General features: G+C 55.9%; 11 protein-coding genes. 10 read left to right on the top strand and 1 reads right to left on the bottom strand.

What is annotated here, in order from left to right; all coding sequences use genetic code 11:
• The first annotated feature begins 1 nt into the window (after position 1).
• The 10 genes from flgC to flgL all read left to right on the top strand — a co-directional run bounded on the left by flgC (position 2) and on the right by flgL (position 9,432).
• Positions 2–406 carry a flagellar basal body rod protein FlgC gene (gene flgC / locus HV477_RS03530; RefSeq protein WP_001196448.1) on the top strand — a complete coding sequence of 135 codons (405 nt, stop codon included), beginning with the start codon at positions 2–4 and terminating at the stop codon, positions 404–406.
• 11 nt (positions 407–417) lie between these two features.
• Entirely contained in the window at positions 418–1,116 is a 699-nt protein-coding gene (gene flgD / locus HV477_RS03525; protein WP_000020450.1) for a flagellar hook assembly protein FlgD, read from the top strand.
• A 26-nt stretch (positions 1,117–1,142) separates the two neighbouring features.
• Positions 1,143–2,354, top strand: a complete 1,212-nt coding sequence (flgE, locus tag HV477_RS03520; RefSeq protein WP_000010567.1) for a flagellar hook protein FlgE — start codon at positions 1,143–1,145, stop codon at positions 2,352–2,354.
• 20 nt (positions 2,355–2,374) lie between these two features.
• Positions 2,375–3,130, top strand: coding sequence for a flagellar basal body rod protein FlgF (locus HV477_RS03515; RefSeq protein WP_000349276.1), 756 nt, complete (start codon positions 2,375–2,377; stop codon positions 3,128–3,130).
• Positions 3,131–3,143: 13 nt separating this feature from the next.
• Positions 3,144–3,926: a flagellar basal-body rod protein FlgG gene (gene flgG, locus HV477_RS03510; protein WP_000625851.1), complete on the top strand. Its 783-nt coding sequence runs from the start codon at positions 3,144–3,146 to the stop codon at positions 3,924–3,926.
• A gap of 54 nt (positions 3,927–3,980) precedes the next feature.
• Entirely contained in the window at positions 3,981–4,679 is a 699-nt protein-coding gene (flgH, locus tag HV477_RS03505; RefSeq protein WP_001174897.1) for a flagellar basal body L-ring protein FlgH, read from the top strand.
• Between the two features lie 11 nt (positions 4,680–4,690).
• Positions 4,691–5,788, top strand: coding sequence for a flagellar basal body P-ring protein FlgI (locus HV477_RS03500; protein ID WP_001518955.1), 1,098 nt, complete (start codon positions 4,691–4,693; stop codon positions 5,786–5,788).
• Positions 5,788–6,738 (top strand): flagellar assembly peptidoglycan hydrolase FlgJ, encoded by a 951-nt coding sequence (flgJ, locus tag HV477_RS03495; RefSeq protein WP_000578684.1) that lies wholly within the window; start codon positions 5,788–5,790, stop codon positions 6,736–6,738. Before HV477_RS03500 ends, flgJ begins: the two co-directional genes overlap by 1 nt.
• A 64-nt stretch (positions 6,739–6,802) precedes the next feature.
• On the top strand, positions 6,803–8,464 hold the full coding sequence (gene flgK, locus HV477_RS03490; protein WP_175064924.1) for a flagellar hook-associated protein FlgK: 1,662 nt from the start codon (positions 6,803–6,805) through the stop codon (positions 8,462–8,464).
• Positions 8,465–8,478: 14 nt separating this feature from the next.
• Positions 8,479–9,432 carry a flagellar hook-associated protein FlgL gene (gene flgL, locus HV477_RS03485; protein WP_001223032.1) on the top strand — a complete coding sequence of 318 codons (954 nt, stop codon included), beginning with the start codon at positions 8,479–8,481 and terminating at the stop codon, positions 9,430–9,432.
• A gap of 256 nt (positions 9,433–9,688) precedes the next feature.
• Here flgL and rne read toward each other — a convergent pair whose 3' ends face one another.
• On the bottom strand, positions 9,689–12,892 hold the full coding sequence (gene rne, locus HV477_RS03480) for a ribonuclease E (RefSeq protein WP_001524740.1): 3,204 nt from the start codon (positions 12,890–12,892) through the stop codon (positions 9,689–9,691).
• Positions 12,893–12,994: the final 102 nt, after the last annotated feature.

Genomic DNA, 12,994 nt, shown 5'->3' with positions numbered 1-12,994 from the left:
CGTGGCGCTGTTAAACATTTTTGATATTGCCGGATCGGCGCTTGCCGCGCAGTCCAAGCGGTTGAACGTTGCGGCCAGTAACCTGGCGAATGCGGATAGCGTCACCGGCCCGGACGGACAGCCTTATCGCGCCAAACAGGTGGTTTTTCAGGTGGACGCCGCGCCGGGTCAAGCCACTGGCGGGGTAAAGGTCGCCAGCGTGATTGAAAGTCAGGCACCGGAAAAGCTGGTTTATGAGCCAGGCAATCCGCTGGCGGACGCTAATGGTTACGTCAAAATGCCCAACGTCGATGTGGTCGGCGAAATGGTTAACACGATGTCAGCCTCGCGCAGCTATCAGGCAAATATCGAAGTCCTGAATACCGTAAAAAGCATGATGCTTAAAACGCTGACATTAGGCCAGTAAAGGAGGCGCGTATGTCTATTGCCGTAAATATGAATGACCCGACCAACACGGGCGTCAAAACGACGACCGGCAGCGGGTCGATGACCGGAAGCAACGCTGCCGATCTGCAAAGCAGTTTCCTGACCTTACTGGTCGCGCAATTGAAGAACCAGGACCCGACTAACCCATTACAAAATAATGAGTTAACGACACAGTTGGCGCAAATCAGTACCGTGAGCGGCATTGAAAAACTGAATACGACGCTGGGGGCTATTTCCGGGCAAATCGATAATAGTCAGTCCCTACAGGCGACCACGCTGATTGGACATGGCGTTATGGTGCCTGGCACCACAATTCTGGCGGGTAAAGGCGCGGAAGAAGGGGCCGTGACGTCCACGACGCCGTTTGGCGTGGAATTGCAACAGCCTGCGGACAAAGTGACGGCAACCATTACCGATAAAGATGGCCGGGTGGTACGGACGCTGGAGATCGGTGAGTTGCGAGCCGGGGTACACACCTTTACCTGGGATGGTAAGCAAACGGACGGAACAACGGTACCGAATGGTTCTTACAACATTGCGATTACCGCCAGCAATGGCGGAACGCAACTGGTGGCGCAGCCGCTGCAATTCGCTCTGGTACAGGGCGTGACGAAGGGCAGTAACGGCAACCTGTTGGATCTGGGTACCTACGGCACCACCACACTCGACGAAGTTCGGCAAATAATCTAAGCCCTTACACTTATCAGGAGTCAGTCATGTCTTTTTCTCAAGCGGTTAGCGGCCTGAACGCTGCGGCCACCAACCTTGATGTTATCGGTAATAACATCGCCAACTCCGCCACCTATGGCTTTAAGTCCGGTACGGCATCATTTGCCGATATGTTCGCCGGTTCCAAAGTGGGGCTGGGCGTAAAAGTGGCGGGGATTACCCAGGATTTTACCGACGGTACGACAACGAACACCGGGCGCGGGCTGGATGTCGCGATTAGCCAGAACGGTTTTTTCCGCCTGGTAGACAGCAACGGTTCCGTGTTCTATAGCCGCAACGGCCAGTTCAAACTGGACGAGAACCGTAACCTGGTCAATATGCAGGGGATGCAGTTGACCGGCTATCCGGCCACCGGTACGCCGCCGACCATTCAGCAGGGGGCGAATCCTGCGCCGATCACCATTCCGAACACGCTGATGGCGGCGAAATCGACCACCACCGCGTCAATGCAGATCAACCTGAACTCAACGGACCCTGTACCGTCTAAAACGCCCTTTAGCGTGAGTGATGCGGACTCGTATAACAAAAAAGGCACCGTCACCGTTTATGACAGCCAGGGTAATGCCCATGACATGAACGTCTATTTTGTGAAAACCAAAGATAATGAATGGGCTGTGTACACCCATGACAGCAGCGATCCTGCAGCCACTGCGCCAACAACGGCGTCCACTACGCTGAAATTCAATGAAAACGGGATTCTGGAGTCTGGCGGTACGGTGAACATCACCACCGGTACGATTAATGGCGCGACAGCGGCCACCTTCTCCCTCAGCTTCCTTAACTCCATGCAGCAGAACACCGGGGCTAACAACATCGTCGCCACCAATCAAAACGGCTATAAGCCGGGCGACCTGGTGAGCTACCAGATTAACAACGACGGCACCGTAGTTGGCAACTACTCCAACGAGCAGGAGCAGGTGCTGGGGCAGATTGTGCTGGCTAACTTCGCCAACAACGAAGGTCTGGCATCCCAGGGCGATAACGTCTGGGCGGCGACGCAGGCTTCCGGGGTTGCGCTGCTGGGGACTGCCGGTTCCGGCAACTTCGGTAAGCTGACGAACGGCGCGCTGGAAGCCTCTAACGTGGATTTGAGTAAAGAGCTGGTGAATATGATCGTCGCGCAGCGTAACTACCAGTCGAATGCGCAGACCATCAAAACTCAGGACCAGATCCTCAATACGCTGGTTAACCTGCGCTAAGCGCCTGACGGGATAGCTTAATGGATCACGCAATTTATACCGCTATGGGGGCGGCCAGCCAGACGCTTAACCAGCAGGCGGTAACGGCCAGCAACCTGGCTAATGCCTCAACGCCGGGCTTTCGCGCGCAGCTTAACGCGTTACGCGCGGTGCCTGTTGATGGCCTCTCTTTAGCAACGCGCACGCTGGTTACGGCGTCGACGCCCGGGGCGGATATGACCCCGGGTCAGTTGGACTACACCTCCCGTCCGCTGGATGTCGCGTTACAGCAGGACGGCTGGCTGGTAGTGCAAGCGGCGGATGGCGCTGAAGGATATACCCGTAACGGGAATATCCAGGTGGGTCCGACCGGGCAGTTAACCATTCAGGGACATCCGGTTATCGGCGAAGGCGGCCCGATTACTGTTCCTGAAGGGGCGGAAATCACCATTGCGGCAGACGGCACGATCTCCGCGCTCAATCCCGGCGACCCGCCAAACACGGTGGCGCCCGTTGGGCGACTGAAGCTGGTCAAAGCGGAAGGCAATGAGGTGCAGCGGAGCGATGACGGTTTATTCCGCCTTACCGCCGAGGCACAGGCTGAACGCGGGGCGGTACTGGCCGCCGACCCGTCAATTCGCATTATGTCGGGCGTGCTGGAGGGCAGTAACGTCAAGCCGGTTGAAGCGATGACCGACATGATCGCCAACGCACGTCGTTTTGAAATGCAGATGAAGGTTATCACCAGCGTAGATGAGAACGAAGGGCGAGCTAACCAACTGCTGTCGATGAGTTAATACAGGACATTTTATGATCAGTTCATTATGGATCGCCAAAACCGGTCTGGACGCGCAGCAAACCAATATGGATGTGATTGCCAATAACCTGGCAAACGTCAGCACCAATGGTTTTAAGCGTCAGCGCGCGGTATTTGAAGATCTGTTGTATCAGACCATCCGCCAGCCGGGCGCGCAGTCGTCCGAGCAGACGACGCTGCCTTCAGGGCTGCAAATCGGTACCGGCGTGCGTCCGGTCGCCACGGAGCGTCTGCACAGTCAGGGGAACCTGTCGCAGACCAACAACAGTAAAGATGTGGCGATTAAAGGGCAGGGCTTTTTCCAGGTCATGCTGCCGGACGGTACGTCTGCTTATACCCGCGATGGCTCTTTCCAGGTGGATCAGAATGGTCAACTGGTGACGGCGGGCGGTTTTCAGGTGCAGCCGGCAATCACCATTCCGGCCAACGCGTTAAGCATCACGATTGGCCGCGACGGCGTGGTCAGCGTGACCCAGCAGGGGCAGGCCGCGCCGGTTCAGGTCGGGCAACTTAACCTGACCACCTTTATGAACGACACCGGGCTGGAAAGCATCGGCGAGAACCTCTATATCGAAACGCAATCGTCCGGCGCGCCGAACGAAAGCACGCCGGGGCTCAACGGCGCGGGGTTGTTGTATCAAGGGTATGTCGAAACGTCGAACGTTAACGTGGCGGAAGAGCTGGTGAACATGATTCAGGTTCAACGCGCCTATGAAATTAACAGTAAAGCAGTATCGACGACCGATCAGATGCTGCAGAAACTGACGCAACTCTAAGGGGCCGCCGGTGGGGGATACGCCACCGGCTCCCTGATTTTGAAGATGAAGGTAATGCAAAAATACGCGCTTCACGCTTACCCAGTTATGGCCCTGATGGTCGCGACGCTGACAGGATGCGCCTGGATACCCGCTAAACCGCTCGTGCAGGGGGCGACCACGGCGCAGCCGATACCTGGCCCGGTACCGGTGGCGAATGGCTCCATATTTCAGTCTGCGCAGCCGATTAATTATGGCTATCAGCCGCTTTTTGAAGATCGTCGACCGCGTAATATCGGCGATACGCTCACGATTGTGTTACAGGAAAACGTCAGCGCCAGTAAAAGCTCGTCGGCAAATGCCAGCCGCGACGGCAAAACCAGCTTTGGTTTTGATACGGTACCGCGTTATCTGCAGGGATTATTCGGTAATTCCCGCGCGGATATGGAGGCCTCCGGCGGCAACTCTTTTAATGGTAAAGGCGGCGCGAATGCCAGCAATACCTTTAGCGGCACGCTGACCGTGACCGTCGATCAGGTTCTGGCCAATGGCAATTTACACGTCGTGGGGGAAAAACAGATCGCGATTAATCAGGGAACGGAATTCATCCGCTTCTCCGGCGTGGTAAATCCACGCACCATCAGCGGCAGCAACTCTGTTCCCTCGACACAGGTGGCGGATGCGCGGATTGAATATGTCGGGAACGGCTATATTAACGAAGCGCAAAATATGGGCTGGCTGCAACGTTTCTTCCTTAATTTGTCGCCGATGTAAGCGAGGTGTATGTGTTTAAAGCTCTTGCAGGAATCGTTCTGGCACTGGTTGCCACTCTGGCGCATGCCGAGCGTATCCGGGATCTGACCAGTGTCCAGGGAGTACGGGAAAACTCGCTGATCGGCTACGGGCTGGTGGTTGGGCTGGACGGTACGGGCGACCAGACGACCCAGACGCCATTTACCACCCAGACGCTGAATAACATGCTGTCACAACTGGGGATTACGGTCCCCACCGGCACCAACATGCAGTTGAAAAACGTGGCGGCGGTGATGGTGACGGCGTCGTATCCGCCTTTTGCGCGACAGGGACAAACGATCGATGTCGTCGTTTCCTCAATGGGGAACGCTAAAAGTCTGCGTGGCGGGACGTTATTAATGACGCCGTTAAAAGGGGTGGACAGCCAGGTGTATGCTCTGGCGCAGGGCAATATTCTGGTCGGCGGCGCGGGCGCTTCCGCAGGCGGCAGTAGCGTGCAGGTTAACCAGCTTAATGGCGGGCGCATCACTAATGGCGCGATTATCGAACGCGAGTTGCCGACTCAGTTCGGCGCTGGCAACACCATTAATCTGCAATTGAACGACGAAGATTTTACGATGGCGCAGCAAATTACCGACGCCATCAACCGCGCCCGCGGTTACGGCAGCGCCACTGCGCTTGATGCGCGAACGGTACAGGTACGCGTGCCCAGCGGCAACAGCTCGCAGGTGCGTTTTCTGGCGGACATTCAAAATATGGAAGTCAACGTGACGCCGCAGGATGCAAAAGTCGTGATCAACTCGCGTACCGGTTCGGTGGTCATGAATCGGGAAGTCACGCTGGATAGCTGCGCTGTGGCGCAGGGCAATTTGTCAGTGACAGTCAATCGCCAGCTCAACGTCAACCAGCCGAATACGCCATTTGGCGGCGGGCAGACCGTGGTGACGCCACAGACTCAGATAGATTTGCGTCAGAGCGGCGGATCGCTACAGAGCGTGCGTTCCAGCGCCAATCTGAACAGCGTAGTGCGCGCGCTGAATGCGCTTGGCGCGACGCCGATGGACCTGATGTCGATTTTGCAGTCCATGCAGAGCGCGGGCTGTCTACGCGCCAAACTGGAAATCATCTGATGATCGGAGACGGTAAATTGCTGGCCAGCGCGGCCTGGGATGCGCAATCTCTGAACGAACTGAAAGCGAAAGCGGGCCAGGACCCGGCGGCGAATATCCGTCCTGTGGCCCGTCAGGTGGAAGGGATGTTTGTGCAGATGATGCTGAAAAGTATGCGCGAGGCTTTACCCAAAGATGGTTTATTCAGCAGCGATCAGACGCGTCTGTATACCAGCATGTATGACCAACAGATCGCCCAGCAGATGACCGCCGGTAAGGGATTGGGGCTGGCGGATATGATGGTTAAACAGATGACGGGCGGGCAGACGATGCCTGCAGATGATGCGCCGCAAGTACCGCTTAAATTCTCCCTGGAGACGGTAAACAGCTATCAAAATCAGGCGCTGACCCAACTGGTGCGCAAAGCCATCCCGAAAACGCCGGACAGCAGCGATGCGCCGCTCTCCGGCGACAGTAAAGACTTTCTGGCCCGGCTTTCGCTCCCGGCGAGGCTGGCCAGCGAACAAAGCGGGGTGCCGCATCATCTGATTCTGGCGCAGGCGGCGCTGGAGTCCGGCTGGGGGCAGCGGCAAATCCTGCGGGAGAATGGCGAACCCAGCTATAACGTATTTGGCGTGAAAGCGACCGCCAGTTGGAAAGGGCCGGTGACGGAAATCACCACCACTGAATACGAAAATGGCGAAGCGAAAAAAGTGAAAGCGAAATTCCGCGTCTATAGCTCGTATCTGGAGGCGTTATCGGATTATGTCGCGCTGTTAACGCGTAACCCACGCTACGCTGCCGTGACCACTGCCGCCACGGCAGAGCAAGGCGCAGTGGCCCTGCAAAACGCCGGATACGCCACTGACCCGAATTACGCGCGTAAATTGACCAACATGATTCAGCAGTTGAAAGCGATGAGTGAAAAGGTCAGCAAAACCTACAGCGCGAATCTCGACAATCTCTTTTAAATTGCTCAAGTCCACGTAGTCGCTGCCGATAACAACGAGTATTGAAGGATTAAAAGGAACCATCATGTCCAGCTTGATTAATCACGCCATGAGCGGACTTAACGCCGCGCAGGCCGCGTTAAATACGGTCAGTAATAACATCAACAATTATAACGTTGCGGGTTATACCCGGCAGGCAACTATTCTGGCGCAGGCAAACAGTACGTTAGGGGCTGGCGGCTGGATAGGTAATGGCGTTTACGTTTCAGGCGTACAGCGCGAATATGATGCGTTTATCACTAATCAGCTACGCGGCGCGCAAAACCAGAGCAGCGGCTTGACCACGCGCTATGAACAGATGTCGAAAATCGACAACCTGCTGGCCGATAAATCCAGCTCACTGTCTGGTTCGTTGCAGAGTTTTTTTACCAGCCTGCAAACGTTAGTCAGTAATGCGGAAGATCCTGCGGCGCGTCAGGCGCTGATTGGTAAAGCGGAAGGGCTGGTAAACCAGTTCAAAACCACCGATCAGTATCTGCGCGATCAGGATAAACAGGTCAATATCGCGATTGGCTCCAGCGTGGCGCAAATCAACAATTACGCGAAGCAGATAGCTAACCTGAACGATCAAATCTCCCGTATGACGGGCGTAGGCGCGGGCGCATCGCCGAACGACCTGCTCGATCAGCGTGATCAGTTGGTCAGCGAGCTTAACAAGATCGTTGGCGTCGAGGTGAGTGTACAGGACGGCGGCACCTATAACCTGACGATGGCCAATGGCTATACGCTGGTGCAGGGGTCGACGGCGCGTCAGTTGGCGGCGGTTCCCTCCAGCGCCGACCCGACGCGAACGACTGTCGCTTATGTCGATGAGGCCGCCGGTAACATCGAAATTCCGGAAAAGTTGCTGAACACCGGTTCGCTCGGCGGATTACTGACGTTCCGTTCTCAGGATCTGGATCAGACTCGTAATACGCTGGGCCAGTTGGCGTTGGCGTTTGCCGATGCGTTTAACGCGCAGCATACCAAAGGTTATGACGCCGACGGCAATAAAGGGAAAGACTTCTTTAGCATTGGCTCGCCGGTGGTATATAGCAACAGTAATAATGCCGATAAAACGGTATCGCTAACCGCTAAGGTGGTCGACAGCACGAAGGTTCAGGCAACGGATTATAAGATTGTTTTTGACGGTACAGACTGGCAGGTTACTCGCACTGCGGATAACACCACTTTCACGGCGACAAAAGATGCTGACGGAAAACTGGAGATTGACGGTCTGAAAGTGACGGTAGGGACTGGCGCACAGAAAAACGACAGTTTTCTTCTCAAGCCGGTCAGCAATGCTATCGTCGACATGAACGTTAAAGTGACAAATGAAGCCGAGATTGCGATGGCGTCTGAGTCAAAACTCGATCCTGACGTGGATACCGGCGACAGCGATAACCGCAATGGTCAGGCATTGCTGGACTTACAAAACAGCAATGTAGTGGGCGGCAACAAAACCTTTAACGATGCTTACGCCACGTTGGTCAGCGATGTGGGTAACAAAACGTCAACGCTGAAAACCAGCAGCACCACGCAAGCGAATGTGGTTAAACAGCTTTATAAACAGCAACAGTCGGTTTCCGGCGTTAACCTCGACGAAGAGTACGGCAATTTGCAGCGTTATCAGCAGTATTATCTGGCGAATGCGCAAGTATTGCAGACCGCGAATGCGCTGTTTGATGCGTTACTGAATATTCGCTAAAGGAGAAGGATGACATGCGTATCAGTACCCAGATGATGTACGAACAAAATATGAGCGGCATCACTAATTCTCAGGCCGAATGGATGAAGCTGGGCGAGCAGATGTCTACCGGTAAGCGCGTTACCAACCCATCTGACGATCCGATCGCCGCGTCGCAGGCGGTAGTACTCTCTCAGGCGCAGGCGCAGAATAGCCAGTACGCCCTGGCGCGTACGTTTGCCACCCAAAAAGTGTCGCTGGAAGAAAGCGTACTCAGTCAGGTGACGACGGCGATTCAAACCGCGCAGGAAAAAATCGTCTATGCCGGAAACGGCACGTTAAGCGACGATGACCGCGCGTCGCTGGCGACGGATTTACAGGGGATCCGCGATCAGCTGATGAACCTGGCAAACAGCACTGACGGCAATGGTCGCTATATCTTTGCCGGGTATAAAACGGAAGCGGCGCCATTCGACCAGGCGACAGGTGGTTATCATGGCGGCGAGAAAAGTGTTACCCAGCAGGTGGATTCCGCACGCACGATGGTAATTGGCCATACGGGTGCGCAAATTTTTAATAGCATCACCAGCAATGCGGTGCCGGAACCGGATGGCTCGGACTCCGAAAAGAATCTGTTTGTCATGCTCGATACGGCAATTGCCGCGCTCAAGACCCCGGTGGAAGGCAATGACGTGGAAAAAGAAAAAGCCGCTGCCGCCATTGATAAAACCAATCGCGGCTTAAAAAATTCGCTTAATAACGTCCTGACCGTTCGTGCGGAACTGGGAACGCAACTGAGCGAACTCAGTACGCTGGATTCACTGGGAAGCGACCGTGCGCTGGGACAGAAGTTGCAGATGAGCAACCTGGTAGATGTGGACTGGAACTCGGTCATTTCCTCCTACGTCATGCAACAGGCGGCATTACAGGCGTCCTATAAAACGTTTACCGACATGCAGGGAATGTCGCTTTTCCAGTTGAACCGGTAACGCCTCTTTTTGAAACATATCACGAAACTGGATATGTTTTGTCTGCCCGCGCCATCCACCCCGGCGCGGGCATTTTTTTAGTCGTCATTGAGTTAGTGGTCATATTGTCGCGCCCGTAGCGACGCCATCCGTACGTATTATCCCGCCCGATCTCATAAACGCCTGGAGTGACTAAAAGACGCCATGGGGTGAGGCATCGCCCTGTAAGGGGCATAAAAAAGCCGACCTGGCGGTCGGCTTTGTATCAGCATTTACATCATTCTACCGGCTGTGGGCGTGTCGCCGGGGCGCTGGCGTGACGTGTGGCGCTGTGTCCGCCTGCCGCGCCTTTACCTTCAAAGTGGAAGGAAGGCCGCTGCCAGTCGCTATGGTGCGGGGTTTCCGGCACATATTCCGGCGCTGGCGCACGCGTCATCGGCGCGCTGGCGTGATTATGATCGTCAACGCAGACAACGTCCTGCGACTTTTCCACCACCTGGGCCGGTGCGATAACGGTTTCTTCTGCCGTGTGCTCCACAACAGCCGCTTCCGCTTTTGTCTCTTCTTCTGGCTCGACAACGACAACATCAGCTACGTTTTCAGCCACCGTAATGGACGCGTCGGCGGTTTCTGCTACCGGTTCGGCGTCAGCAATAACCTCTTGCGCCACCGGCGTATCGCTTTCGGCAATCAGTTGCGGCTGTTCATCAACTGGCGCGGCAATCACTTCCGGATGCGTTGTCTCGACCTCGACGACTTCCGGCGCCTGTGGTTCGGCGACGGTCTGCGGCTCAACGGCAACGTTTTCTACTGCCTGTACCGACGCTTGTGGTTCGAGCGCTGCGGTCGCAGCGATAACCTGCTGTTCAGCGACAACCGGTTGTGGCAGCGCCAGATCTGCTTCACGCTGCTCGTCAACAACCTGCGTTTCCTGAGGACGGACAATCGGGTAGCGGATCCAGACTTTACCGGACGCCATTTCTGGCGACGCGCAGGCGACGGTTAACGGCATCGGCGATTGTGTCGGGTAGCGCTCGTCACGATAGCGACGGCGACGCTGACCGCTTACGCGCAGGTGGCGCGGAGAACGGCGGGAGCGACGCGGCATACCGGTATTATCGCGAGGTTCTACGCTATCATCCTGCTCTGGCGCGATATCGGCGACGACAGGTAAATCAACTTTCGCCAGCTCGGTACGCGGCGCTGGAACGGGCTGTTCAACGTTTTCAACCGGGCGTGGTTCGTCGACGACGACCGGCGTGTCAACCGTTTCAACCACTGCGCTGTTGGTAAAGCGGACTTTCTGATTAAGCTGACGCTGCTTGCGGCGCGGCTGAACCTGCTGAACGCGTTCTTCCTGCTCGGTCTCCTGGACAGGCTGTTCTTCGCGGTTAAGCGCTTTTACTTCCTGCTGCGCCTGGCGCTTGTCATCATTGCGGCGGCGGCTGCGTTCGCGACGCGGCGTCTGTTGCTGTTCATCGCCGGTTTTCACTTTTTCCGCCGTTTCCTGCTGGCGGGTATCGCGCGCTTCCGCATTTTGCTGCTGCGTCTGGCGACGGTTACGACGATTATCGTCGCGGCTCTCGCCGCCGTCACGTCCGGCACGGTTATCACGGGTGTCGCGGCGTTCGTTACGATCGCGACGGTTGTTCTGCCGTGGCTTGCGACGATCCTGCTGACGCTCCGCTTTTTCTTCCGCTTTCGGCGCGGCTGTTTCGACGGCTTTCGTTTCTTCACCGCTGAACAGTTGTTTCAGCGCGTTAAGGAAGCGGCTAAACAGACCCGGCTGGGCAGGCTGCGCGGCGGCAACATTATCCTTTTTCGCCGTGGCGACGCTAACCGCCGGTTCGACAGGCGTCGGCGCCGGAGGCACATCTGGCATAGCGAATGTCGCCAGCGCAGGCTGTTCCGGGCGTTTACGCTCGGCGTACTCTTCTTCAGAAGGCAGCGCCATCGCTTCTTCGTGCAGCTTCGGCAGCATGTAGCTCAGGGTCGGCGTTTCTTCCCCTTTGCGTACGCGCAGCACGGAATAGTGCGGCGTTTCCATCTGATCGTTCGGGACGATGACACAGCGGACGCCATCCTGACGCGTCTCAATAGCGTTCACTGCCGTCCGTTTTTCGTTAAGCAGATAAGAGGCGATCGGCACCGGAACAATGGCATGGACTTCCTGCGTATTCTCTTTCAGCGCTTCTTCTTCAATCAGGCGCAGAATGGACAGCGACAGAGATTCGTTATCGCGCACGGTGCCGGTACCGCTACAGCGCGGACACACGTGATGGCTGGATTCGCCCAGCGACGGGCTCAGGCGCTGACGAGACATTTCGAGCAGGCCGAAGCGGGAAATATGGCTAATCTGAATACGCGCCCGGTCCTGACGTACCGCTTCACGCAGACGGTTTTCTACCGCGCGCTGGTGACGTACCGGCGTCATATCGATAAAGTCGATAACGATCAGGCCGCCCAGGTCGCGCAGACGCAGCTGGCGGGCAATTTCATCTGCTGCTTCCAGGTTGGTATTAAACGCCGTTTCTTCGATATCGCCGCCGCGAGTCGCGCGGGCGGAGTTGATATCGATGGCGGTTAACGCTTCGGTACTGTCAATGACGATGGAGCCGCCGGAGGGCAGGCGCACTTCACGCTGGAACGCTGACTCGATCTGCGATTCGATCTGGTAATGGCTGAACAACGGGATTTCACCGGTGTACAGCTTAATTTTGCTGCTAAAATCCGGGCGGCCCAACGCGGCGATATGCTGACGCGCCATTTCCATCACTTTTGGATTGTCGATCAGGATTTCACCGATATCCTGACGCAGATAGTCGCGAAACGCGCGTACGATGACGTTGCTTTCCTGATGGATCAGGAACGGCGCGGGACGGCTTTCAGCGGCTTTCTGAATGGCCTCCCAGTGTTTCAGGCGGAAGCTTAAATCCCACTGCAACGCTTCGGCGGATTTACCCACGCCCGCGGTACGCACGATAAGCCCCATCCCTTCAGGAAGTTCCAGGCTGGCCAACGCTTCTTTTAACTCGGTACGATCGTCGCCTTCAATGCGACGGGAAATACCACCCGCGCGCGGGTTATTCGGCATCAGTACCAGGTAGCTGCCCGCCAGACTGATAAAGGTGGTTAACGCCGCGCCTTTGTTGCCGCGCTCTTCTTTATCGATTTGAACAATGACTTCCTGGCCTTCGCGTAACACGTCTTTAATGTTCGGGCGACCATGAGCGCTGTAGTTAGCGGGGAAATATTCGCGGGCAATTTCTTTTAACGGGAGGAAACCGTGGCGTTCTGCGCCGTAATCAACAAAAGCCGCTTCCAGGCTCGGTTCAATACGGGTAATTTTGCCTTTATAGATGTTCGCTTTTTTCTGCTCGTGTCCGGGGCTTTCTATATCCAGATCGTACAGACGCTGCCCATCTACAAGGGCGACGCGCAACTCTTCCTGCTGAGTCGCGTTGATTAACATTCTTTTCATCGTAACTTACTCATTATTCTTACGTTGACGACTAAGCTGCGGGCATGGTGACGCCTTACCGGGCATGAACCGATGGCCTCGTGACTATTTCGCGTCGCCAAC

Origin of the sequence: Salmonella sp. SG203 (assembly GCF_013350575.1) — a bacterium.
GTDB classification, from domain to species: Bacteria; Pseudomonadota; Gammaproteobacteria; order Enterobacterales; family Enterobacteriaceae; genus Salmonella; species Salmonella enterica.
The sequence above is the reverse complement of the archived record's forward strand: the minus strand, read 5'-3'. Positions and strand labels throughout refer to the sequence as shown.

Coding starts and splice junctions, on each gene's coding strand:
- flgD (WP_000020450.1), top strand. CDS start 418: ATGTCTATTGCCGTAAATATGAATGACCCGACCAACACGGGCGTCAAA.
- flgE (WP_000010567.1), top strand. CDS start 1,143: ATGTCTTTTTCTCAAGCGGTTAGCGGCCTGAACGCTGCGGCCACCAAC.
- HV477_RS03515 (WP_000349276.1), top strand. CDS start 2,375: ATGGATCACGCAATTTATACCGCTATGGGGGCGGCCAGCCAGACGCTT.
- flgG (WP_000625851.1), top strand. CDS start 3,144: ATGATCAGTTCATTATGGATCGCCAAAACCGGTCTGGACGCGCAGCAA.
- flgH (WP_001174897.1), top strand. CDS start 3,981: ATGCAAAAATACGCGCTTCACGCTTACCCAGTTATGGCCCTGATGGTC.
- flgJ (WP_000578684.1), top strand. CDS start 5,788: ATGATCGGAGACGGTAAATTGCTGGCCAGCGCGGCCTGGGATGCGCAA.
- flgK (WP_175064924.1), top strand. CDS start 6,803: ATGTCCAGCTTGATTAATCACGCCATGAGCGGACTTAACGCCGCGCAG.
- flgL (WP_001223032.1), top strand. CDS start 8,479: ATGCGTATCAGTACCCAGATGATGTACGAACAAAATATGAGCGGCATC.
- rne (WP_001524740.1), bottom strand. CDS start 12,892: ATGAAAAGAATGTTAATCAACGCGACTCAGCAGGAAGAGTTGCGCGTC.